Raw genomic sequence first — 23,076 nt, forward strand, 5'->3', positions numbered from 1 at the left:
TGTCAATCTTCCGATTGAAGCGTTGCCAGGTGCTGGAATTCGGCGACCACCTGGTCATAGACGGCGCGCTTGAAGGGGACGATCAGGCCCGGCAATTCCTGCATCGGCTTCCACTCCCACGCATCGAATTCCGGCTCGTGACCGCCGGGCGGCGGGTTGATGGCGATCTCGCTTTCGTCACCGTCGAAGCGGAAGGCGAACCAGCGCTGCGTCTGGCCGCGGAACTTCCCCTTCAGTCCGATGCCGATCAGTTGCGGCGGCAGATCGTAATTGATCCAATTCCGTGCCTCGGCAAGCAGCGTCACGGTCCTGATGCCGGTTTCCTCGTAAAGTTCGCGGTAAGCGGCATCCAAAGGGTCTTCGCCCTTGTCGATGCCGCCCTGGGGCATCTGCCAGAGCTGCGGCGAGCCGTCGAATTCGGAATTTCCGTCGGCGATGCGCCGACCGGCCCAGACCAGGCCGTCGCGATTGAGGATCATCAGGCCGACGCAGGGGCGGTACGGCAGATCCTCTGCTTTCACAGTCGCCTGGCTCATTTTCTTCTCCGTTCACGGATTCCTGGGATCATTGGCGAGAGTGGCGATGCCGACGATTTCGATGCCGCGCATCGCCGCCTCCTGGCTCCATTTGGCGATGGCGTCGACGCTTTCATCGAAAGCCGAGGCGACGCCGATGGCCTGGCCGTTCTTGCGGGCGATGCGCTCGAGTTCGTCAAGTTTCTGCAGGATGGCGTTGATATCGAGCTGGCCGTCGAGCTGGAGATCGGCGAAGGCATAGGGCAGCTCCGTTCCTTTGGCGACGGTCGCCGTCTTCGACTGCGCGCAGCTGCCATCGTCAAGGAACAGCAGGCCGCGTTTGCCGATGTCGCGCATGACAGGTTCCATGGCGGTGGGATCGGACAGGAAACGGCCGCCGAGATAGTTCATGACACCGGTATAGTTGGTGATCTCGCCCATCGCCTTGTGCAGGTTTTCGATGTTGCGGGCCACCGGCTTCGACGTCAGCAGCGTTTCCGGACCGGGATCATTGGCCGGGTAATCAAAGGGTTCAAGCGGCACCTGCAGAAGAATTTCGTGGCCGCCGCGGCGGGCCTCCTGCATCCAGCGCTGCAGGCTGTTGCCGCTCGTTGCGAAGGCAAGCGTGATCTCTTCGGGCAGTTCGGCGATGGCGCGCTGCGTTCCCGTCTGGCTCAGCCCGAGGCCGCTGACGACGATGGCGACCCGGACGCCGCGCGCGCCGGACGAGGGCCGCGCATATTGATCCATCGGCCGCCGGCCATCGGGGCCGACGATCGGCAACCTGCCATAGGGAGATTCTTCCAGCAGCGTTTCGTTGGGCTGGGCCGCCATGCGGGGATCCTGGCCGATCTGCATCGCATCAACCAGGACAGGCCCGCTGCCGTCGCGGGGGCGGGGACTGTATTTGGTGACGACCGAGCCGTCGCCGGTGACCATCTGCTCGACATTGGCGCCCGAACGGGGCTCGGCGCGGGGCATGCCGTTCGCCGGCTGGCCAGCCTGCGTCGGCACCTGTTGAGATGTGCCGGAGGATGCGGTCGCCTGCTCGGTCGCGACGGGTTTTTTACGTTCGAGCCCATCGCCACGAAACGCCGTATACAGGGAGAAGCCGCCGATGGCGAAAAGGCAAAGGCTGGCGGCGATGCGGCCGAGGCGCAGAACGCCCGGGCGCCGGCTGCCGGCTTTGCTGTTGCGGCCTAAAGGCGCATGCAGATCCGTTCCCAATTTTCTCGCCCGCTCCAAAACCGGGAAACAGCAGAAAGGCTCAAGGCCGGGCGAGGTGCCCGGCCTTGAGATGATCGATTACTTGGCGACGACGGCCTTGTCGGGGTTCGGCGGGAAGGCCGGATCGGTCTTCTTGCCGCGCAGGAGATCGAGCGCGTAGTTCAGCTGAACGTCATCCTTCGGATCCGGCGGCACATAAGCGACGGAGCCCGAACCTTCGTCGGTCTCGCTCTGGCCCTTGATGTGGCCGCGCAGGCTGGATTCGCCTTCGGTCACCATCTTGCCCTGCAGTTCTTCCGGCAGCGGCTCTTCGACCTTGATGTCGGGCGTGATGCCGGTGCCCTGGATCGAACGGCCCGATGGCGTGTAATAGAGCGCCGTGGTCAGGCGCAGCGCGCCGTTTTCGCCGAGCGGGATAATCGTCTGGACGGAACCCTTGCCGAAGGAACGGGTGCCGAGAACGGTGGCGCGGCGCAGATCCTGAAGCGCGCCGGCGACGATTTCCGATGCGGAAGCCGAACCGCCGTTGATCAGCACGATGACCGGCTTGCCATCCGTCAGGTCGCCCGGGCCGGCGTTGAAGCGGCGGGTTTCGTCGGGATTGCGGCCGCGGGTCGAAACGACCTCGCCGCGCTGCAGCAGGGCATCGGAGACGTTGATCGCCTGGTCGAGCAGGCCGCCCGGATTGAGGCGCAGGTCGAGGACGTACCCCTTCAGCTTATCGGCTGGAACGGTGTCCTTGATCTTCTTGATCGCCTTTTCCATGTCGGGATAGGTCTTCTCGGTGAAGGAGATGATACGGAGGTAACCGACATCGTCCTCGACGCGTGATTTGACCGCCTGGACGGCGACGACGTCACGGACGATCGTCAGCTCGATCGGCTTATCGGCGCCCTTGCGGATCAGCGTCAGCTTGATCGGGGTGTTGACGGCGCCGCGCATCTTCTCGACGGCATCCTCAAGCTTCAGGCCGCGAACGGACTGGCCGTCGATCTCGGAGATGTAATCGCCGGCGAGAACACCGGCCTTGGCGGCGGGCGTGTCATCGATCGGGGTGATGACCTTGACGAGTTCATCTTCCATCGTGACTTCGATGCCGAGGCCGCCGAACTCACCCTTGGTCTGGGTGCGCATGTCCTCGGCGTCCTTCGCATTCATATAGCTCGAATGCGGGTCGAGCGAGGAGAGCATGCCATTGATGGCATTCTCGATCAGTTTGTCCTCGGCCGGCGGCGTCACGTATTGGGCACGCACACGCTCGAAGACGTCGCCGAAAATCGAGAGTTCCTTGTAGGTGGAGGATCCGGCCGCTTCTGCCGGCACACCCGCCGAGTAAATGACGCTCATTGCGGTCGCACCCATCAATGCGCCGACCAGAACAAGAGAAGCCCTACGAATCATTGCGTGCCTTTCCAGTGTCCTTGGCGGTCCACCACGGTCGGGAATCGACCGGTTTACCGTCTTTTCGAAATTCAATGTAAAGCGTTGGCCGGTCCGTTTCCAGCGCCAATGCGGTTGCGCTCGCCACTCTTTTCGCTCCCATCACGGCGAGCGGCTCGCCGGAGAAAACGAATTTTCCCTGTCGGGTATTGATCGTATCCATTCCCGAGAGAACTAGGTGATATCCGTCGCCCGTGTCGAGGATGATCATCTGGCCGTAACTGCGGAAAGCGCCGGCGAAAACCACCAAGCCGTCTGCAGGGGCGGTTACCACCGTCTCCGGGTTGGTGGCGACCGTCATGCCCATAGCCTCATGCCCGGTGCCGTCGGCATCGCCGAACTGACGCAGGATATCGCCCGCCACGGGCAGTTCCAATTTCGCCTTCAATTCTCCGAAGGGATATGCGGGCGCAATGCGGTTTTTATCGGGCACACCGCTCTCGGCCAAAGCCTTCGCCTGGGCGCGCTGCTCGTCCGTCAGCAGCCTGCGGTTCTCCTCCGCCTGACGGGCGGCGGCGGCGGCTTCGCGCACCGAGGCGATCTCGGATTCCATCGACGCGACGAGGCTTTCGAGGCTGGTCGCCTTGCCCGCCAGTTCCTCCGAACGCTTCTTTTCGGCCTCGAGTTCGGCGGCATTGCTGCGGCTGAGCTTGTCGTTTTCGGCAAGCAGCAGATCCATGCGCCGCTCTTCCTCGATATTGTCGGTCATCGTCGCCGTCAGGCTGGCCTTTTCGGCAGCGCTTGCGGTCTGCAAGGCGGCCAGACTCGCAAGGTCTGCGGCAAGCTTGTCGGTTTCCTTGCGGATGCCTGGAACAACGGCGCCGAGCAGGATGGCGCTGCGCACGGATGCGAGCGCGTCATCGGGAGTGACGAGCAGGGCGGGCGGCGGGTTGCGGCCCATGCGCTGGAGGGCCGCCAGCACCTCGGCCAGCAGGCCCCGGCGTTCGTGCAGGGAGCGGCGGATGCCATCTTCCTTGACGCCGAGATCGGCAAGTTTCTTTTCGCTTTCGAGGATCTGTTTTTCGAGCCCCTTGCGGCGGGCGGCGGAATCGATCAGCGCCTGGCGGACGCTTTGCGTGCTCTTCTCCAGGCTGGCGATGCTCCGCTGGAGGTCGTTCACCTTGTCCGAGGAAAGGCTGATCGATTTCGACAGGGTTTCAAGCTCGGCGCGGGTCTGGTCGCGTTTGGCGGAGAGTTCGGCGGCCGGATCGGGCGGCGGCGCCTCGGCTGCCGGCGAGGCCGGAGATTGCACCACCTCAGGAGCAGCATCCTGTGCCTGGACGGAAAAGGGGTTTGCCGGAATAACCACCAGCGCCGCACCAAAACCGGCCGCAATAGCCGGCAGGATCATGCGGTGTCGCCTGGTTGCTGTTCTCGTCATGCGTGTCTGGGTGCTCTTTCAAATCGCGCGGAGACTAAGCTGATTTGGCGCGATTTGCCAGAAAGTTTGGCGCAAAACGAATGGCCAGGCAAAACAAGCCTGCGTGACAATCCGACGCATACGGGCCGCGGGTCTTTTCAGACGCGGTGATACGGGTGGCCGGACAGGATGGTGACGGCGCGATAGAGCTGTTCGGCGATCAGCGTGCGGACGATCTGGTGCGGCCAGGTCATTTTTCCCAGACACAGCATGGCATCGGCACGGTCGTAAAGGGCGGGATCGAGGCCGTCGGCGCCACCGATCGCAATCGTCAGCTCGCGCTTGCCCTGGTCGCGATAGCCACCCAGCAGGTTGGCGAAGGCTTCGCTGTCGAGCGCCTTGCCGCGCTCGTCGAGCAGAATGAGGATGCTGCCCTCGGCAAGCGATTTCAAAAGCATGGCTGCCTCTTCACGCTTGCGGGTTTCCGCATTGGAGGCGCGGCTTTCGGCAACTTCGGCGACGCGGGTGAATTCAAGGCCGACCGCGGAGCCGGCCTTGGCGAAACGGTCCAGGTAACGGGCCACAAGATCCTTTTCGGGGCCGGACTTCAGCCGTCCCACAGCAAAAAGACCAATTCGCATTCACCCGCTCCCGTTCATGGCGGCACTTCAGGCGCGCGATGCGCCACAGGCCGGCTTGCTTGTTTCCCGGCCAGTCAATGCCACGTCTCAGGCGCCGAGCGAAGTGCCGGCCCGCCTGTCAGTGCCGTGTTTCTTCATCCATATCCGGAGCCGCCCACATCTTTTCGATGTTGTAGAACTCGCGGGTTTCGGGACGGAACACATGCACGATGATGTCACCGGTGTCGATCAGGATCCAATCGCCGCCCTCCTGACCTTCGACGCGGGCTGATCCAAAGCCCTCATCCTTGAGATCGGTGAGCAGATGATCCGAGATCGCCATGACATGCCTGTTCGAGCGGCCGGAGACGACGATCATGTAGTCTCCAAGCGCCGATTTCCCGGCAATGTCGATGGTGACGATATCTTCAGCTTTGGAGTCCTCGAGGCTGGCGAGGACGGCTTCTAAGGTACGGGCGGCGGCATCGGCGCCACGTTCCGCACTCTTCGGGACAACGGCGAGCGTTTTTCCCTTGGCGTGTACTGTTGTCAGTGCTTTCCCTTTCCTGGAATGACAAACCATGCACAACACGAGATCCGAAAACGACCGGATCATGGTTAAGATAGGCATCAAACCATTAATGTTTCAAGACGCGCTAACGTACCGAGCGGCGGAAAAGCCGATCTTACGTTAGAATTACAGAATATTGCCGCCGGAGCTGCTTCTTGCGGGCGGTGTACAGTTTCCATACCGCAGCGTAAAGTGCGGCAAATTTCACGATTTCTGGCTTCGATGACCGACACGGCTGCAAAATTAATCGTTCCCGTCCTGCGAATCAGCTTTCCGGATGAGGATCGTCTCGGTCACGGCAAGATGGAACTTCTGGAATATATCCGCGAGACCGGCTCGATTTCGGCCGCGGGACGGGCGATGGACATGTCCTACCGGCGGGCATGGCTGCTCGTCAGCGAGATGAACCGGATGTTCTCAGAACAGGTGGTGGAATCGCAGCGCGGCGGCCAGAAGGGCGGCGGTGCGGCGCTGACGCCGTTCGGCGAGGAATTGCTCGGCCGCTTCCGCCGGATGGAAAAGACGATGCGGGAGAGCCTTGCCGAGGATCTCGCCTGGCTCGAAGGCAAGCGCAGCCGGCCGCAGGGCGGCTGATCAGGCTTCAAGAGCGACTGTCTTGACGACGGCGAAGACGGTCTTGCCGGGCCTGAGATCGAGGCGTTCGCAGGACAAGGCGGTGATGCGCGAGAGAATGGCATCGCCGCCGCAATCGATCCGGATTTCGACCGTTCCGTCGTTCTGAGGCGACATTTCCTCAATCCTGCCTTCGAGAATGTTCAGCGCACTCAGCCCCTCGGGCCTTGCCGTCGCCAGCATGACATCGCGTGCGGGAATGCGGATGCGGACCGGCCTGCCGGGCGCAAGGGCGGCACCGGGAATATGCAGCCGGCAGGATTTCAGGGCGACGATCGACAGGTGGTGACCGGCATCGAAGCTTTCGACGATGCCCTCCAGCAGAGCGCCCGCTTCCTTCCTGTCGGAAGCCGCGGAGGGACGGCTCAATATGTCGAGGGCCGGGCCCGTCGCTTCCACTCTGCCGTCGCGCATCAGGACGACCTGGTTTGCCAGACGCGCCACCTCGGCGATCGCATGACTGACATAGACGATCGGGATTTCCGTCTCATCGCGCAGCCGCTCCAGATAGGGCAGGATCTCGGCTTTGCGCGCTTCGTCGAGGGCGGCAAGCGGTTCGTCCATCAACAGCAAGCGCGGAGAGGAGAGAAGGGCACGGCCAATCGCGACGCGCTGCTTTTCGCCGCCGGATAGCTTTGCGGGGCTGCGCTCGAGCAGCGCCTCGATGCCGAGCAGGTCGACGATGCGGTCGAAGCTCTCGCGGCCTGCCGCCTGCGGCGCGAACCAGCGGCCATAGAAAAGATTGGCGCGGACGCTCAAATGCGGAAACAGCCGCGCCTCCTGGAACACGTAGCCGAAACGGCGGCAGTGTTTCGGGACGAAGATGCCGCCGGCGGTCTCCGTCAGCGCCTCGCCATCGAGCACGACGCGGCCTTCGTCGGGGCGGGCAAGGCCGGCGATGATGCGGATCAGCGACGTCTTGCCGGAGCCGGAGCGGCCGAACAGCGCGGTGACGCCGCGCTCGGAGGTGAAGGCCGCGTCGAGCGAAAAAGCGCCGAGCCTCTGTTTTGCCTCTACGATCAGCGTCATTCCGGATCGATCCTCCGGCCGGCGAGGCGGGCGAGGAATTCCGAGGCGAGCAGGGCGGCCATTGATATGACGATGGCGACCAGCGTCAGCCGCAGCGCGCCGGCATCGCCGCCCGGCACCTGGGTGAAGGTGTAGATCGCAGCCGGCAGCGTCTGGGTTTCGCCCGGAATATTGGAGACGAAAGTGATCGTGGCGCCGAACTCGCCCATCGCCTTGGCGAAGGAAAGTACCATGCCGGCGATGATGCCCGGGAGTATCAGCGGCAGGGTGATCGTCAGGAACACCCAGGCGGGACCGGCGCCGAGCGTGCCGGCCGCCTCTTCCAGCTTGCGGTCGACCGCTTCGATCGACAGGCGGATGCTGCGCACCATCAGCGGAAAGGCCATGACCGCGCAGGCGAGTGCTGCGCCCGTCCAGCGAAAGGAGAAGACAATGCCGAAATGCTGATCGAGCAGGCTGCCGATCGGGCCGCGCCGGCCGAAGAGGATCAGGAGAAGGAAACCGGTGACGACGGGGGGCAGGATCAGCGGCAGGTGAACCAAGCCGTTCAACACCGACTTGCCCCAGAAACGGCCGCGGGCAAGCAGCAGCGCGACCAGAATGCCGAAGGGAAGGCTCGCCAGCATGGCGACGAACGAGACGCGCAGGCTGAGCAGGATCGCCGTCCATTCCTCATCGCTCAGGCCCAGTATATCCAAATGCAGTTGTCTCCACGAAATCGAAAGCTCGCTGAGGCTCGGTTCACCTTTTACTCCGCGTCATCCTCGGCCTTGTGCCGAGGATCTGCTGCCCTATCAAGCGGATGCAGATGCTCGGCACAAGCCCGAGCATGACGAAGGAGCAATAGGCCGGTTCTGTCAGCCTTCACGCTAAGCGGTGGTTGTTGATTCCGCAATCACTTCGCCCTTCAGTCACTTGAGAACGATAAATCCCTGCGACGTGAAGAAGGCGGCCGCCTTGTCTGATTTCAGGAAGTCGAGATAGGCTGCCGCATCCGGGTTCTTGCTCTCGGCAAGAATTGCGACCGGATAGATGATCGGTTGATGGGAATCGGCTGGGAAGGTGCCGACGATGGCGACGCCCTTATCGGCCGCCGCGTCCGTCTGGTAGACGATGCCATAGGGCGCTTCGCCGCGGGAGACGAGGGCGAGGGCAGCGCGGACGCTTTCGGCGCCGGCAACCTTGGTTTCGACCGATGTCCAGACGCCGAGTTTTTCCAGCGCTGCCATGCCGTATTTGCCGGCGGGGACCGATTTCGGTTCACCCATGGCGAGCTTGCCGTCGCCGAGCAAACCGGCAAGTTCGAAGCCCTGCTTGATCTCGACGGGTTTTGCCTTGTCCTTTTCGGCAACGAGCACGATCCGGTTTCCCAGCAGGTTCGTGCGGGTGTCGGCCTTGATCAGGTTCTTCTTGGCGACGTAATCCATCCAGTCGAGGTCGGCCGAGATGAAGATGTCGGCGGGTGCTGCGTTCTCGATCTGCTTGGCCAGCGCCCCGCTCGCCGCATAGGAAGCGACGGCTTCCTTGCCGCTTTCGCTCGTCCAGGCGGCGTTGGCGGCGTCGAGAGCATTCTTGAGGCTTGCCGCTGCAAAGACGGTCAGTTTCTCGGCGGCTGCGGCCGGCGCCGGCAGTGCTGCGGCTCCTGATAAGCACGCCGCGATCACGGCGGTCGCCAGTTTCATCCATTGGCGGTGGTTCTGCATGCTGTCACTCCCCGGGTTCGAAATATTTTGACGAATATAACGACGCCGGCGTTTTGGCTAGGGATATATCCGTGGAAATATAACCATATCGGCGGCCGTTGGGATTTACGTCGTGAAGCGCATGGCTTTATGAGCCTGAGTATCTGTGAGCGCGCGATGAGCTTGGGATACCGGCCGCCAAACCACGTGAACTGCTGTGGGAAAGGGCTGTTCTACGGAGCCTTGCCGATAATATCGGCATTGGCCCAAGCCTCCCGCCCTCAGTCTTGCATCGCCCGCATTGCTGCATTGCACAATTCGATATTCATCTTCGTAAGGAATATGGTACAACACATTTATCGAAACGGCTTTCTCCTCCTCCCATAGCCGTTCGACAGGATCGACAACACTCCTCCTCCCAGTTGTCGATCGAGTTTATAAGCCCGACGGATCTCCTCCCCCGTCGGGCTTTCTCGTTTCAGCGATATCCTTGAAAATCGATCTCGGCCGTGCCCGGCAGCGCGCCGTTGCGGATGGCCGTCGAGCTCAGGCCGGAGCGCGGCCCGTGGATGAAGGTCCAGGCCGGGGCCGGCTTCTTCCAGAGAACGCGTGCGTCGTCCTCGTCGATCCGGGCGAAATCGAAGGTCCTCGTCATTTTCGAGGAGAGGTAGGAGAGTGTGGCGCCCGGCCGGTCGATCACGGCGATCGGGAAGGTGCGGGCGATCTCCTGCCATTTCTGCCATTTGTCGAAGGTCTGCAGGCTGTCGGCGCCCATGATCCAGATGAAATGCACATGCGGATTGCGGGCTTTCACGCGGGCGAGCGTATTGGCGGTGTAGCTGACGCCGAGCGCCTGTTCGAAAGCGGTGACCTTAATGCGCGGATCGGTGGCGATCCGCTCGCTCTCCGCGATGCGCGCGGCAAGCGGCGCGAGAAGATTGCGGCTTTTCAGCGGGTTGCCTGGCGTCACCATCCACCAGAGCTGGTCGAGGCCGAGCCGCTTGATGGCGATCTCGGCGACCAGTGCATGGCCTTGATGCGGCGGATTGAACGAACCGCCGAACAGGCCGATGATCATGCCGCGCTCGCTGTGCGGCATGCGGAGATAGCGCCGGTCCAGTTTTTCCGCCGTCACGTCAGGGTCGGGTCTGTCCGGCACCGCGCACCCGGTATTTGAAGGAGGTGAGCTGTTCGACGCCGACGGGGCCGCGGGCATGCATCTTGCCGGTGGCAATGCCGATTTCCGCGCCCATGCCGAACTCGCCGCCATCGGCAAACTGCGTCGAGGCATTGTGCAGCAGGATCGCCGAATCGACTTCGGTGAAGAAGCGCTCGACGACGGCGGGGTCCTCGGCGATCACGGCCTCGGTGTGGTTCGAGGAATATTTCTGGATATGGGCGATCGCGCCCGATATGCCGTCGACGACGGCGACCGAGATGATCGCGTCGAGATATTCGGTCGACCAGTCCTCTTCGGTCGCGGGCCTCATGCCGGGAGCGACCTTCAGAACCGTTGCCGACGCGCGGATCTCGCAGCCGGCGTCAGTTAGAACCTGAAGCAGCGGCGTGAGATACGTGCCGATCGCTGCGCCATCGACGAGCAGCGTTTCGGCTGCGCCGCAGATGCCGGTGCGGCGCATCTTGGCGTTGACGACGATCTTCTTGGCCATCTCGATATCGGCCGATGCGTCGACATAAATGTGGCAAAGGCCTTCCAGATGGGCAAAGACCGGCACGCGGGCCTCGTTCTGCACGCGGGCGACCAGGCTCTTGCCGCCGCGCGGCACGATGACGTCGATCGATCCGTCCAGGCCGCGCAGCATGGCGCCGACGGCGGCGCGGTCCGACACCGGAACGAGCTGGATAGCATGCTCTGGAAGTCCTGCCGCCTTCAGGCCTTCGACCATGCAGGCATGGATAGCCTGCGATGAACGGCGTGAATCCGAGCCGCAGCGCAGGATGACGGCATTGCCCGCCTTGAGGCAAAGCGCGCCGGCATCGGCCGTGACGTTCGGCCGGCTTTCGAAGATCACGCCGATGACGCCGAGCGGCGTGCGGACGCGCTCGATCTTCAGGCCGTTCGGGCGGTCCCAGGCGGCGATGACTTCGCCGACCGGATCGGCAAGAGCGGCGATGGCGCGGATACCCTCGGCCATCTCGGCGATGCGCTTGTCGTTCAGCGTCAGCCGGTCGACGAAGGAGGCAAGCATCTCGCTGCCTTCGGTATCCTTCAGGTCCTTGGCGTTCTCGGCCAGGATATGCGCCTTGTTGGCGAGGATCGCATCGGCCATGGCATTCAGGGCGCGGTTCTTCGCCTCGGTGGAGGCAAAGCCCAACGGTCGCGCGGCAGCCTTCGCCTTGCGGCCGATGTCGTTCATCAGCGCGTCAATGTCAGGGCTCGGCGCAACGGTATCAAGCATAGCTCGCGTCCTTCTTCTGCCTTTCCGATTTCTGTCTGATCTGCGCGGTCATCACCATGTCGTCGCGATGAACCATGGCGGCGCGGCCGGCATAACCGAGGATCGCCTCGATCTCTGCCGATTTGCGGCCGGCGATCCGGCGGGCATCCTCGGCATCGTAGCTGGCGAGGCCACGCGCGATCTCGCGGCCTTCAGGGCCGATGATCGCAACGGTATCGCCGCGGCTGAAGAGACCGGTAACGCTGCGCACGCCGGCCGGAAGCAGGCTCTTGCCGGCGCCCAGCGCGGTGACGGCGCCCTCATCGACATGCAGTTCGCCGGCCGGCTGCAGCTGCCCTGCGATCCAGGTCTTGCGGGCGGTGACGGGTGTGCCCGAAGGGGCGAACCAGGAGGAGCGCGCGCCGTTTTCGATCGCCGACAGCGGGCTTTCGGTCTTGCCCGAAGCGATGATCATGGCGCAGCCCGATGTCGTGGCGATCTTGCCGGCATCGATCTTGGTGCGCATGCCGCCGCGCGAAAGCTCGGAGGCCGCACCGCCGGCCATCGCCTCGATCTCGGGCGTGATTTCGCCGATCGTCTCGAGAAAGGCCGCATTCGGATCGAGATGCGGCGGCGCGGTGTAGAGGCCGTCGATATCGGAGAGAAGAATGAGCAGGTCGGCGCCGGTCATGGTCGCGACGCGGGCGGCGAGGCGGTCATTGTCGCCATAGCGGATTTCGCTGGTCGCGACCGTATCGTTCTCGTTGATGATCGGCACGGCGCCGATTTTCAAAAGCTGGTTGATGGTGGCGCGTGCATTGAGATAGCGGCGGCGCTCTTCGGTGTCACCGAGCGTCAGCAGGATCTGGCCGGCGACGATCTCGTCGCGCGACAGGCTTTCCGACCAGGCGCGGGCGAGTGCGATCTGGCCGACGGCGGCCGCCGCCTGGCTTTCCTCGAGCTTCAGCGCTCCCGATGGCAGGTCGAGCACCGAGCGGCCGAGCGCGATCGCACCCGAGGAGACGACGAGCACATCGATGCCCTTGGCCTTCAGGCCTGATATATCGGCGCACATGGCGTCGAGCCAAGTCTTCTTCAGCCCGGCCTTGCGGTCGACCAGGAGGGCGGAGCCGATCTTGATGACGATGCGGCGGTAGCGGCCTAGCGGCTTACGGCTGGTCATCGGCCCCATCCTCGCCCTCGTCCTCTTCGGTGACGATCATATCGCGATGCCTGAGCTTCGGCACCTTGGCCGGTTTTTCCTCTGTATTCGCTTCGACGATGATGTCGCGCAGCGCGCGCAGGACCTCGGTCATACCCTTGCCGGTGGCCGCCGAAATCTGGAAGGGCGTCTTGCCGCAGGCCTTGGCCAGCTCTTTCGTCTTCTTCTTCAGTTCGGCCTCGTCGAGCACATCGATCTGCGACAGTGCCACGATCTCGGGCTTGTCGGTCAGCTCGTTGCCATAGGCTTCGAGCTCATGCTTGACCGTCTTATAGGCCTTGCCCACCTTTTCTTCCTGGGCGGAGACGAGATGCAGCAGCACGCGGGTGCGCTCGACATGGCCGAGGAAACGGTCGCCGATGCCGACGCCCTCATGGGCGCCTTCGATCAGGCCCGGAATGTCGGCAAGGATGAATTCCCGCTCGTCGACCGTGGCAACGCCGAGATTGGGATGCAGCGTCGTGAAGGGATAGTTGGCGATCTTCGGCCGGGCGCGGGTGACCGATGCGAGAAATGTCGACTTGCCGGCATTCGGCAGGCCGACGAGGCCGGCATCGGCAATCAGCTTCAGCCGCAGCCAGATGGTTTTTTCCTCACCGGGCAGGCCGGGATTGGCCCAGTCCGGCGCCTGATTGACCGAGGTTTTGAAATGGGCGTTGCCGAAGCCGCCATTGCCGCCATGGGCGAGGCAGAAGCGCTGGCCTTCCTCGGTCAGGTCGCAGATCAGCGTTTCCCTGTCTTCCTCGAAGATCTGGGTGCCGACAGGAACCTTCAGCGTCACATCGCTGCCGTTGGCGCCGGTGCGGTTGCGGCCCATGCCATGGGTGCCGATCGTCGCCTTGAAATGCTGCTGATAGCGGAAATCGATCAGCGTGTTGAGCCCATTGACGGCCTCGACCCAGACGTCGCCGCCGCGTCCGCCGTCGCCGCCGTCGGGGCCGCCGAACTCGATGAATTTCTCGCGCCGGAAGGAAACGCTGCCCCCGCCGCCGTCGCCTGAGCGGATATAGACCTTTGCTTCGTCGAGAAATTTCATTTTACTTCCAGTATCCGGTGGCAGTTGGACGGCCCGTCTTGGCCCATTCGATATAGGCGGTTCCGACGGAGGTCAAAGATTATCGTGATTTTTGCGAGCTATAACATACAGTACGGCTTCGGTCTCGACGGCAGATACGATCTTGAACGTATCGCCCGGAGCCTCGAAGGCGCCGATGTCATCTCTCTGCAGGAGGTGACCCGAGGCTTCTCCCGCAACGGTTTCGCCGATATGCCGGGCGATATCGCAGCCTTTTTTCCCGACCATTTCTGGGTGTATGGGCCGGCCTGCGATCTGCATATCGAGGCTGATGAAAGCGGGCTGCGGCCGGGGCGCGGCACCCGCTTCCAGTTCGGCAACATGGTGCTGTCGCGCTGGCCGATCCTTTCGACGCGGACGCTGCTTCTGCCGCGCAGCCGCACGATCGGCAAGATCAATCCGCAGCGCGGCGCCACCGAGGCGGTGATCGCCGCTCCTGGCGGCGCGATCCGCGTCTATTCCGTCCATCTCGACCACGTGTCGCCCGACGAGCGCATCCGCCAGCTGCAATTCCTGAACACGCATATCAACGCCTTCGTCCAGGACGGTGGATCGCTGACGGGGGCGGCCGAATTCGAACTGCCGGAGCCGCCGCTGCCGGAGGATTATATCATCATGGGCGATTTCAACATGGAGCCGGAATCGCCGGAATATTGCGCGCTTGCGGGGGCTGCCGGCGGATATTACGGCCGGGTTGCGAGGATCGGCACGCCGATCGATGCCTTCGCCGCGCTCGATGCCTATCGCCCGGAAAGCTACAGCTGGATGAATCCTGAGGATGGCGGCGAACGCATGCATCTCGACTATTGCTTCGTCAGTTGCGGCCTGAAGGGCCGGTTGAAATCCGCACGGATCGATACGCAATCCGTTGGGTCCGATCATTTCCCCCTCTGGGTCGAGATCGATGACTGAAGAAGACGCCGCCGGTGGGCGGCGTCTCCGTTTTTAATATGAGCATGATGTTACTCCGAAAACCGCTCACACTTTTCGGCATCATGCTCTGTCAGGCGACCTTCCGCGGCTGCAGCATGCCCGGCTGCAGCACGGTTTCGATGTGCGACACCATGGTGTTGCGGGCGAAACAATAGATTTCGCCGCAACCCGTCATGCGAAAACCGAGCTTCTCCTGCAATCTGAGTGAAGCCGGGTTGTCGGCGAAGACGCCGGAATGGATCGGCGTCTCCGGCATGCGGCGCGAGAAGCGCTCGATGATCGCCGCCACCGCCTCGCTCATATAGCCGCGCCGCCAATAGTAGCGGTTCAGCCAGTAGCCGAGGTGCCAGCGGCCGTGGCGCAACTCGAGCGAAACGTTGCCGATATGGACATCGTCCTTGCCCGTTATCGCCAGCGGCCAGTCCGGCAGTGTGCCTGACGTGACCGGGATCAGCCAGTCCAGCGCATCCTGCCTGTCGAAAGGCGTGGGTACGCGGGAAAGCATGCGCGTCACCGCGAAATCGGAAAGCGATTCCGCGATGGCGGGCGCATCGCTCAGCCTGTGGGGGCGAAGCGTCAGCCGGGCTGTCGAGATGACCGGCGCGGGGCCGGGCATCATCGACTTCAACTCCGGCCTTTGCAGTGCCGTCGTGCTCATGCGATGTTCCCCCAGCTTCTGAGGGACATCCAGGTCTTGCGGTCGAGCCTGTACCATTCGACAGGCACGTTGCTGCCGAGCGCCAGCGACGCGGCAAGCCCCGATCCCTGGAACTGGAAGCCGCACTTCTGGATGACGCGCCGCGAGGCGACGTTCATGACCCGGCAGCGGGCGTCGATCTGGTCGACCTGCTGCCTCGTCCTGAACACCATGTCGACGAGGGCATGGCAAGCCTCGGTCGTGTAGCCCTGGTTCCAAAAGGGCTCACCCAGCCAGTAACCGATCTCGACGGTTTTGCCGTCGGTGTGCGGTTCGACGCCGCAGCACCCCATGAAGGCGCCGTTTTCGGCTTTGGTGATGGCATAGACGCACTTGCCAATCTCGCCATTTCGCGTCCGCCAAACAAAGTCGGCGGCATCATTGGCGGTATATGGGTGCGGCATACGCGATACCATGGTGGCGACTTTGGCGTTGTTGGCGAGATGGGCAAGGGCGTCAATGTCTTCCTCGTGGGGCGCGCGCATGACGAGCCGTTCCGATAACAAGACAGGGCAATCGGTCCTTAACCGCTCCGGCCTCAGCCGTTCCTTGGGAGACCGCTGGTCTTCCCTGGGCGACCGTGATTGGTCGACCCTTATCAATTCGCCTTGCATGTTCAGTCCTCCTGTTTGGACAAAGAAAAAGGGGAGATGGCGCCCCATCTCCCCTGTTTTCTGGACTGAACCTGGTACGGCCAGCCGGGTCGATGAGACGCCGGCTGTTTTTGAGCGCTACCGGCTTATTCCGCTGCTTCCGCTTTCGGCATGACAGACACGTAGACGCGACCGTTGGCCTTCGTTCGGTAGTTCACATTGCCGGCGGTAAGCGCAAAAATCGTGTGATCCTTGCCGAGGCCGACGTTGGAACCCGGATGCCACTGCGTCCCGCGCTGACGCACGAGGATGTTGCCTGCGATGACGGCTTCGCCGCCGAACTTCTTCACGCCAAGGCGCTTGGATTCGGAATCGCGACCGTTGCGCGAGGAACCGCCAGCTTTTTTGTGTGCCATTGGAGTTCTCCTTTAAACCTTGTCCCGTTGATCTTACTTGGCAGCCACGATGTCCGTGATACGGACGACCGTGTGATGCTGACGATGGCCGCGCGAACGCTTCGAATTCTGACGGCGGCGCTTCTTGAAGGCGATGACCTTCTTGCCGCGGGTCTGGTCGACGACTTCCGCCTTGACGGAGGCGCCGGCTACGAAGGGCGCACCGATCGCCGCGTCGGCGCCTTCGCCGATCACGAGAACTTCGGTGAATTCAATGGAGTCGCCAGCGGTGGCTTCCAGCTTTTCGATGGTCAGCACGTCGTTGGCCGCCACACGGTACTGTTTACCGCCGGTCTTGATGACTGCGAACATTTTTTATCCTTTCATGTTCGTTCCAGCTCTCCCCGCTGATCAGCAGGGTGGCCGTCTTTTTATCAGTCGAAGTTAAGCAGGGATTTCAGAGGGCTGGCCTCGAGCTCTTCCTGCCGGTGAAACGCCCCGCGCGAACGCGGGACTGGCAAGGCACGGATTACTCCGAACCTATTGCGCAGCCGAGATACGCGAGTGACAAAAAAGTGTCAAGGCAAAAGGATGGAATGCTTCGACTTTTCGGCTTGCCAACCCGTCACAGGCTCGTTATGAGAACGCCCGCGCCGAACAAGCGCCGACCTGACCGCGGAGAGGTGGCAGAGTGGTCGAATGCACCGCACTCGAAATGCGGCATACCTGCAAGGGTATCGTGGGTTCAAATCCCACCCTCTCCGCCATAATTCTCAGGTCGAATATCTACGCCCACTCGTAGATCTCTCCTGGAAATCTTGCCACTATTCCTTAATTCAAGCTGATGATCTTCGCTGGCGAGAAACTCTGAAACTTCTTGATCCCGCTCACCATCCCCTTGCCTAACATCGGCGTACCAATCGACCCTTTCAACCAGCACTGCTTTTTGGAGTGGTTATAGGTGAAGGCCATGCAACGATTGTCATCGACGCATGCAAGGCGGCAGTTGAGTGGTGTCTTGGCTGTGATGTAAGGGCGTGAAGACAAGTCACCACCTCGCAAATCAACGTCGTGGAAGAGTGCGCTCTGCGGATCAATCATTCCGATCGTAAATGTGGGTGGGTTAGCATCGGCACCACTGAGGAAGCGACCAGAGAAGGCTACACTATTTCCATCTGCTCGGCCGGCGCTGGATTTGAGAAAACAATTGGGTCCCTTCTTGATCTTTGGATTTGCGTTGAAGGTGAACGCCTTGCATTGACCGTTCATGGCAAGACAATTCAGCGCGCACTCAGCGGCGTCATTTGCTCTGATCGAGGAAATGTCGTCACCGAAAAGATCCAGGCCAGTGTAGACGGCGATGCGGTTCGGGCGCCTTGCGAACTCTTCGATCGGCGAAAGTTTCGCTTCCGTCTTTATCGTCGGCGCGGGTGGTGTTTTTTCAGTTAGCGATAATCCATCTGGCCTTGCTGGCTGAATAGCAGGTACTGGCCCGCTAACAGCATCCGCGGAAGGTGAGGCTTTCTCCAATGTTGCCGGTGTGCCTGTGGTAGTCGAGGGCTTTGACTCTACTGCTCGATTGAGTTTGTATCGCTCGATTTCTTCCGGTGTGAAGACATGCATGTCATTCGGTGGCGTCTTGAACATGATGCTCATCACCTCGATTGGGGTGTTGAAGCGGTTAAGGACGTCGATAATGTCAGAAATTGCCAGCTGTGCTCCCACAAGATCTGAGGCATCGGACGAGATCTGGTGAACGCCTAGTTTGCCGTCGACCTTTCGCTCGATACCTGCAAGAAATATATAAGCACAAGCAGACAGGCAGACGCTGTCTGTTGGAATGTAGGTTGCAAGCTCTTCTCATGAATGTCGTCTGCTATCAGCAAACCCATTTGCACGGCGCCACCTGGACTGTTCAATGTAATGAGTTTTGCATTCGGAGCAGCTTGAAGAGCGCGACGAAAATTGAGGGCTGAGCCGACATCGATTTCGCCCTCCATGGCAATAACATCGGGCTTGGCGTCATCGACAGTGAAGGGACCGAAGGTCTTCTCAGACGCTGTTGCGTGGCTGCACATTGTTGTCATTGACAGCATGGCGCTCATAGCGGCAGATCGGAGTAAGTTACGCATAAACAAGTCCCCCAGCTCATATCATCAAACTACAAACGCGCTAAACTGGCAAGGTTGTTACCGGTATTCTAGGAAACATTCTAGATTGCAGTTAAGCACGCGCCGGAGCCAAAGATATCCTCATAATTGAACTTCAAATTTATAAATCAGGTTACCGCCCTTAGGGCTGTAATCTGTCTCCAAGTATCCGCATCTCCTCGCATTATTAAAAAAATAACGCTGCCTCGTAACGACTCCTAAAGCCCGGTTTGTCACCTTGCTGGCTATCGATATTTGCTTCCAAATTTTTCGGCTGGGGTTGGTAATGAGTCACAATAGGGACGCCTGGGTCAGCCAGCGCGCTTATTCGCTGTGGGAATCGGAAGGCCGGCCGGAGGGGCGTGGGGAAAGCCATTGGCTGCAAGCGCTCAGGGAATTCGAGCAGCTGGAGCTGACGAAGGCCTCGCCCGATGGAAATGATCTCATCGCCAAGCTGAAGGCAGCGGGGCGGCTGATGCGGATCTATGACGAGCCGGTCCCCGAAGTCGAAAACGAGCGGCAGCGGAAAGCGGTCCTTTAAAGCAATTTCAGCAAAGTCGCCGAGCGGTTTCCTGCCCGGAACGGCACAGAAGAGACCTGCCCGACGTTACTGGCGGGCGGCCCAGCTCAGGCCGCGGCGCAGGATCAGCGGCATATAGGGATGGTCGAATTCGGCGGCGACGTGGCCGAGAGCCGAATAGAAGATGCGGCCGGCGCCGAAATGGCGCTTGAAGACGACGGGCATCACGACATTGCGCGCCGCCGGGTCATAAGCGCCGGTAAAGGTCGTCGTCGCGAGGATTTCGACGCTCGGGTCGTAATGCAGATAATATTGTTCCGAGTGATAGTCGAAGTCGGGAATGCCCTCCATGATGGGGTCGTCCTGGCGGGTGACGCCGACGCGGAAATCGATGATATTGCCGGGATGGGCAACCCAGGTGACGCCGGAGACGTAACGGAAGGCGGCGCTTTCTTTGAAGGAGGTGGCGAGCGCGCCGTGATGGCCGCCGAGTCCCAGCCCGCCGCGCACCGCCTCGACAAGGGCGCTGGCATGGGGCTTTTCCAGCGTCTCGCCGGTAATGATGGGCACGAGAAGATCGGCCTTGGCGAGCTGAGGCGATGCGAAGATGCCGAGATCGCCGGTCACTTCGACGGCGAAACCGTCCTCGCGCAGGAGCTCGGCGACGATGCCGGCGCATTGTTCGGGCTCATGGCCCTGCCAGCCGCCCCAGACGATGATCGCCTTCTTCATGTCTTGCCCTCCGCGCAAATCATTCTTCGCCCACTAGATCAGACAATTATGCAAATCACGCGAATTATGCGCGAAGGCTCGCAGCAGCGGCGTTGGTCGGGAGCTCTTCGGCATTCGACGTATTGTCCGTTCAAGCGGATTGAAGTTCCTTCTTTTTATTGACGTGTATCTCGTCTAGGTTCCGCCAATCTCTCATTGAATTTGCAAGGGTGGTGCATGGCAGGTGAAACGGTTCTTGTGGTCGGCGGCGCCGGCTATATCGGCTCGCATACGTGTCTCGACCTGGCGAACAAGGGCTATAAGCCTGTCGTCTTCGACAATTTTTCGAACGGTCACCGCGAGTTCGTCAAATGGGGGCCGGCCGAGGAAGGCGATATTCGCGACCGCGCCCGGCTGGACGAGGTGCTGGCCGAGCACAAGCCGGCGGCGATCCTGCATTTCGCGGCGCTGATCGAGGTCGGCGAATCGGTCAAGGATCCGGTTTCCTTCTACGAGAACAATGTGATCGGCACTCTGACGCTGCTTTCGGCGGCGCAGGCGGCCGGGATCAACGCCTTCGTCTTCTCCTCCACCTGCGCCACTTACGGCCTGCCGCAGAGCGTGCCGCTCGACGAGACCCATCGGCAGGTGCCGATCAATCCCTACGGACGGACGAAATATATCGTCGAGCAGGCTCTTGCCGACTACGACCAGTATAAGAGCCTGCGCTCGGTGGTGTTGCGCTACTTCAATGCAGCGGGTGCTGATTTCGAGGGCCGGATCGGCGAGTGGCATCAGCCGGAAACCCATGCGATCCCGCTGGCGATCGATGCCGCGCTCGGCCGCCGCCAGGGCTTCAAGGTGTTCGGCAGCGATTACGAGACGCGCGACGGCACCTGCGTGCGCGACTATATTCATGTGCTCGACCTTGCCGATGCGCATGTGCGCGCCGTCGAATATCTGCTCAACGGCGGAGAGTCCGTCGCACTGAACCTCGGCACTGGCACCGGCACGACGGTTAAGGAATTGCTCGGCGCGATCGAGGATGTGTCGAACAGGCCTTTCCCGGTCGAATATATCGGCCGGCGCGAAGGCGATTCGCACACGCTGGTCGCCAATAACGACAAGGCGCGCGACGTGCTCGGCTGGGTGCCGCAGTATGATCTCTCTCAGATCATCCGCTCCGCCTGGGACTGGCATGCAAAATCCAACCAGCATTGAGCCAACCAGAATTGAAACGGGCCGCCGGCCGAACGTTCTGCTGATCACGGCGGATCAGTGGCGCGGCGACTGCCTGTCTTCCCTAGACCATGCTTGCGTGAAAACGCCTGCCGTCGATGCGTTGGCGCGGGAAGGCACGCTGTTCCGGCGGCACTATGCCGGGGCCGCGCCCTGCTCGCCGGCGCGGGCGACACTTTATACCGGCCTCTACCAGATGAACCATCGCGTCTGCCGCAATGGTTCGCCGCTGGATGCCCGCTTCGACAATCTGGCCCTGGCGGCGCGGCGGGCCGGCTACGATCCGACGTTGTTCGGCTATACCGACACGGCACCCGATCCGCGCGGCTTGGATGCCAATGATCCGCACCTGACGACCTATGAAGGCCTGCTGCCGGGCTTTACCGCCCGCCAGCTTCTGCCGGAGCATGAGAGGCAGTGGCTCTCCTGGCTCAGGTCCCGCGGCCATGCCGATGCGGTCAGCCGGGATATCCACATTCCGGTCGGCGCAGAGCCGGGAGACATCTCCGATGCGGCGCCGGCCTATTCGCGTAACGAGACGCAGACGGCTTTCCTGGCCGGCGAGTTCATCCGCTGGATGGGCGAACAGGACAGGCCGTGGTTCGCGCATGTCTCTTTCCTGCGGCCGCACCCGCCCTTTTCCGTGCCGGAACCGTTCAACCGGATGTTCGGGCCGGGTGACGGGCCGGCTTTTGCCCGCGCGGCAAACGCCCAGGCGGAAGAGGACAGTCATCCCTATCTCGCCTATGCCATGCCGCGCTCCGGCAAGAGCAGCTTCGTCCTCGGCGCGAGCGGGCCGCTCAGCGGCTGGAACGGGGAGGATTTCTCGGCGATCCGGGCGATTTATTACGGCATGATAGCAGAGGTCGACGACCAGCTCGGCCGCATCTGGCAGGCCCTGAAGGATGCGGGCGCCTGGGAGAATACGCTCGTCGTCTTCACCTCCGACCATGCGGAGATGGCGGGCGATCACTGGACGCTCGGGAAGGGCGGATTCTTCGACGGCAGCTATCATATTCCGCTGGTCATTCGCGATCCCGCAAGCGGTGCTGCTGGCGGGGTAGTCGACGATTTCACCAGTGCCGCCGATATTTTTCCGACCCTTTGCCAAAGGCTCGGCATCGGCGCTAAGAACGGCCTCGATGGCCGGTCGCTCATGCCGTTCGTCCAGGGCGAGTGCGTGGAGGCCTGGCGGAACGCGGCATTCTGGGAATTCGATTTCCGTGACATCGCCGGGAGCGAGGCGGAGCGCCATTTCGGCATCGGCTCCAACGAGTGCAATCTCGCCGTGATCCGCGATTCCAGGTTCAAATATGTGCATTTCACCGCGCTGCCGCCGCTGCTCTTCGATCTCCGCGAGGATCCGATGGAGCTGAACAATATTGCGGCGGATCCGGCCCATGCCGCGGTGCGGCTTGCCTATGCCGAAAAGCTGCTTTCACTCAGAGCGCGGCATCTGGATCAGACGCTTGCCTATACCGAGCTGACGGAAAAAGGGCCGGTGATCCGCCGGCCCTGATATAGAGCCGTCAGATCAGCCGAGATAATCGCGCTTGCCGACCGGTGCGCCCTGGTTGCGCAGGATCGCATGGGCCGTCGCCACGTGGAAATAGAAATTCGGCAGGGCAAAGGTGGCGATATATTCATCGCCCGGCAGCACGATGCCGCTCTTGCCCGGCAGGGTGATCTCACGGCTTTCCGCGCCATCAAGAGCTTCGGCGGAGAAGCCGGCGAGATAGGCTTCGGTCTTTGAAAGCCGCTCGCGCAGTTCCTCGATCGTCTTCTCGTTGTCCTCGAATTTCGGCGCTTCCGTTGCGGTCAGCCGGGAGAGCGCAAATTTGGCAGTGTCGCTGGCGCGCTGATACTGGCCGGAAAGCGGCAGCATGTCGGGCGCAAGGCGGGCGGAAACCAATATGGCAGGATCGATATTCTTCTCCTTCGCATAGATTTCGGCCTTGTCGAGATAGGTTTTCAGGCTGGCAAGCCCGCGCTGGAACATGGGAACGGTGAGTCGATAGATCGAAATGGACATCAGTCCTGTCTCCAAAATTTTCAAATGATCGGA

26 protein-coding genes and 1 tRNA gene are annotated in these 23,076 nt (G+C 61.7%); 6 read left to right on the top strand and 21 right to left on the bottom strand.

Translation table 11 applies throughout. From position 1 onward, the window contains the following. Positions 1–2: 2 nt before the first annotated feature. From ATY76_RS25215 to rsfS, 6 genes are all read right to left on the bottom strand, one after another. Positions 3–536: an RNA pyrophosphohydrolase gene (locus tag ATY76_RS25215; RefSeq protein ID WP_088677409.1), complete on the bottom strand. Its 534-nt coding sequence runs from the start codon at positions 534–536 to the stop codon at positions 3–5. Positions 537–548: 12 nt separating this feature from the next. Then, positions 549–1,742, bottom strand: a complete 1,194-nt coding sequence (locus tag ATY76_RS25220; protein WP_088677410.1) for a divergent polysaccharide deacetylase family protein — start codon at positions 1,740–1,742, stop codon at positions 549–551. A gap of 78 nt (positions 1,743–1,820) precedes the next feature. Then, positions 1,821–3,143 (bottom strand): S41 family peptidase, encoded by a 1,323-nt coding sequence (locus ATY76_RS25225; RefSeq protein WP_088677411.1) that lies wholly within the window; start codon positions 3,141–3,143, stop codon positions 1,821–1,823. Continuing rightward, positions 3,133–4,533: a murein hydrolase activator EnvC gene (locus tag ATY76_RS25230; RefSeq protein ID WP_088677412.1), complete on the bottom strand. Its 1,401-nt coding sequence runs from the start codon at positions 4,531–4,533 to the stop codon at positions 3,133–3,135. The genes ATY76_RS25225 and ATY76_RS25230 overlap by 11 nt, the downstream gene beginning before the upstream one ends. Positions 4,534–4,700: 167 nt before the next feature. After that, positions 4,701–5,183 carry a 23S rRNA (pseudouridine(1915)-N(3))-methyltransferase RlmH gene (gene rlmH / locus ATY76_RS25235; RefSeq protein ID WP_088677413.1) on the bottom strand — a complete coding sequence of 161 codons (483 nt, stop codon included), beginning with the start codon at positions 5,181–5,183 and terminating at the stop codon, positions 4,701–4,703. 118 nt (positions 5,184–5,301) lie between these two features. After that, positions 5,302–5,745, bottom strand: coding sequence for a ribosome silencing factor (gene rsfS / locus ATY76_RS25240; protein ID WP_088677414.1), 444 nt, complete (start codon positions 5,743–5,745; stop codon positions 5,302–5,304). A 210-nt stretch (positions 5,746–5,955) separates the two neighbouring features. Here rsfS and ATY76_RS25245 point away from each other — a divergent pair, with 210 nt between their 5' ends. Next, positions 5,956–6,327 (top strand): winged helix-turn-helix domain-containing protein, encoded by a 372-nt coding sequence (locus ATY76_RS25245; protein WP_088677415.1) that lies wholly within the window; start codon positions 5,956–5,958, stop codon positions 6,325–6,327. Here the strand turns inward: ATY76_RS25245 and modC are convergent, their stop codons facing one another. The 7 genes from modC to obgE form a co-directional block, all read right to left on the bottom strand. After that, positions 6,328–7,395 (bottom strand): molybdenum ABC transporter ATP-binding protein, encoded by a 1,068-nt coding sequence (gene modC, locus ATY76_RS25250; protein WP_088677416.1) that lies wholly within the window; start codon positions 7,393–7,395, stop codon positions 6,328–6,330. Continuing rightward, positions 7,392–8,093 carry a molybdate ABC transporter permease subunit gene (modB, locus tag ATY76_RS25255; protein ID WP_088677417.1) on the bottom strand — a complete coding sequence of 234 codons (702 nt, stop codon included), beginning with the start codon at positions 8,091–8,093 and terminating at the stop codon, positions 7,392–7,394. The genes modC and modB overlap by 4 nt, the downstream gene beginning before the upstream one ends. 213 nt (positions 8,094–8,306) lie before the next feature. Then, a complete protein-coding gene (modA, locus tag ATY76_RS25260; protein ID WP_088677418.1) occupies positions 8,307–9,098 on the bottom strand; it encodes a molybdate ABC transporter substrate-binding protein in 792 nt (263 codons plus the stop codon). Positions 9,099–9,555: 457 nt separating this feature from the next. Continuing rightward, positions 9,556–10,176 (bottom strand): nicotinate-nucleotide adenylyltransferase, encoded by a 621-nt coding sequence (locus ATY76_RS25265; protein ID WP_245310090.1) that lies wholly within the window; start codon positions 10,174–10,176, stop codon positions 9,556–9,558. Positions 10,177–10,213: 37 nt separating this feature from the next. Then, the gene (locus tag ATY76_RS25270; RefSeq protein WP_088677420.1) at positions 10,214–11,497 is read right to left on the bottom strand and encodes a glutamate-5-semialdehyde dehydrogenase; all 1,284 of its coding nucleotides are present in this window, start codon (positions 11,495–11,497) and stop codon (positions 10,214–10,216) included. Continuing rightward, positions 11,490–12,659, bottom strand: a complete 1,170-nt coding sequence (gene proB / locus ATY76_RS25275; RefSeq protein ID WP_088677701.1) for a glutamate 5-kinase — start codon at positions 12,657–12,659, stop codon at positions 11,490–11,492. Before proB ends, ATY76_RS25270 begins: the two co-directional genes overlap by 8 nt. After that, positions 12,646–13,734, bottom strand: coding sequence for a GTPase ObgE (gene obgE / locus ATY76_RS25280; RefSeq protein WP_088677421.1), 1,089 nt, complete (start codon positions 13,732–13,734; stop codon positions 12,646–12,648). The genes proB and obgE overlap by 14 nt, the downstream gene beginning before the upstream one ends. Positions 13,735–13,818: 84 nt before the next feature. On the opposite strand from obgE, the gene ATY76_RS25285 reads away from it, so the two are divergent. Then, the gene (locus ATY76_RS25285; protein WP_088677422.1) at positions 13,819–14,685 is read left to right on the top strand and encodes an endonuclease/exonuclease/phosphatase family protein; all 867 of its coding nucleotides are present in this window, start codon (positions 13,819–13,821) and stop codon (positions 14,683–14,685) included. A 91-nt stretch (positions 14,686–14,776) separates the two neighbouring features. Here the strand turns inward: ATY76_RS25285 and ATY76_RS25290 are convergent, their stop codons facing one another. From ATY76_RS25290 to rplU, 4 genes are all read right to left on the bottom strand, one after another. Next, positions 14,777–15,364, bottom strand: coding sequence for a GNAT family N-acetyltransferase (locus tag ATY76_RS25290; RefSeq protein WP_088677423.1), 588 nt, complete (start codon positions 15,362–15,364; stop codon positions 14,777–14,779). Further along, the gene (locus ATY76_RS25295) at positions 15,361–16,017 is read right to left on the bottom strand and encodes a GNAT family protein (RefSeq protein WP_088677424.1); all 657 of its coding nucleotides are present in this window, start codon (positions 16,015–16,017) and stop codon (positions 15,361–15,363) included. The genes ATY76_RS25290 and ATY76_RS25295 overlap by 4 nt, the downstream gene beginning before the upstream one ends. A gap of 125 nt (positions 16,018–16,142) precedes the next feature. Further along, on the bottom strand, positions 16,143–16,412 hold the full coding sequence (rpmA, locus tag ATY76_RS25300; protein ID WP_003567620.1) for a 50S ribosomal protein L27: 270 nt from the start codon (positions 16,410–16,412) through the stop codon (positions 16,143–16,145). Between the two features lie 33 nt (positions 16,413–16,445). Continuing rightward, positions 16,446–16,763: a 50S ribosomal protein L21 gene (rplU, locus tag ATY76_RS25305; protein ID WP_088677425.1), complete on the bottom strand. Its 318-nt coding sequence runs from the start codon at positions 16,761–16,763 to the stop codon at positions 16,446–16,448. A gap of 305 nt (positions 16,764–17,068) precedes the next feature. On the opposite strand from rplU, the gene ATY76_RS25310 reads away from it, so the two are divergent. Further along, a tRNA-Ser gene (locus tag ATY76_RS25310) sits at positions 17,069–17,158 on the top strand. 64 nt (positions 17,159–17,222) lie between these two features. Here ATY76_RS25310 and ATY76_RS34310 read toward each other — a convergent pair. After that, a complete protein-coding gene (locus ATY76_RS34310; RefSeq protein ID WP_245310082.1) occupies positions 17,223–18,038 on the bottom strand; it encodes a PAN/Apple domain-containing protein in 816 nt (271 codons plus the stop codon). A 113-nt stretch (positions 18,039–18,151) separates the two neighbouring features. After that, positions 18,152–18,496 carry a hypothetical protein gene (locus tag ATY76_RS34315; RefSeq protein WP_245310083.1) on the bottom strand — a complete coding sequence of 115 codons (345 nt, stop codon included), beginning with the start codon at positions 18,494–18,496 and terminating at the stop codon, positions 18,152–18,154. 331 nt (positions 18,497–18,827) lie between these two features. On the opposite strand from ATY76_RS34315, the gene ATY76_RS25320 reads away from it, so the two are divergent. Then, entirely contained in the window at positions 18,828–19,082 is a 255-nt protein-coding gene (locus tag ATY76_RS25320) for a DUF2934 domain-containing protein (RefSeq protein WP_088677426.1), read from the top strand. Positions 19,083–19,148: 66 nt separating this feature from the next. On the opposite strand, the gene ATY76_RS25325 is transcribed toward ATY76_RS25320, so the two are convergent. Then, positions 19,149–19,793, bottom strand: a complete 645-nt coding sequence (locus tag ATY76_RS25325) for a ThuA domain-containing protein (protein ID WP_088677427.1) — start codon at positions 19,791–19,793, stop codon at positions 19,149–19,151. Between the two features lie 216 nt (positions 19,794–20,009). Here ATY76_RS25325 and galE point away from each other — a divergent pair, with 216 nt between their 5' ends. Continuing rightward, positions 20,010–20,993: a UDP-glucose 4-epimerase GalE gene (galE, locus tag ATY76_RS25330; protein ID WP_088677428.1), complete on the top strand. Its 984-nt coding sequence runs from the start codon at positions 20,010–20,012 to the stop codon at positions 20,991–20,993. Then, entirely contained in the window at positions 20,971–22,530 is a 1,560-nt protein-coding gene (locus tag ATY76_RS25335; protein ID WP_088677429.1) for an alkaline phosphatase family protein, read from the top strand. Before galE ends, ATY76_RS25335 begins: the two co-directional genes overlap by 23 nt. 15 nt (positions 22,531–22,545) lie before the next feature. On the opposite strand, the gene ATY76_RS25340 is transcribed toward ATY76_RS25335, so the two are convergent. Next, entirely contained in the window at positions 22,546–23,043 is a 498-nt protein-coding gene (locus tag ATY76_RS25340; protein ID WP_088677702.1) for a DUF1993 domain-containing protein, read from the bottom strand. Positions 23,044–23,076 lie beyond the last annotated feature (33 nt).

Origin of the sequence: Rhizobium sp. R339 (genome assembly GCF_002211395.1) — a bacterium.
GTDB lineage: Bacteria > Pseudomonadota > Alphaproteobacteria > Rhizobiales > Rhizobiaceae > Rhizobium.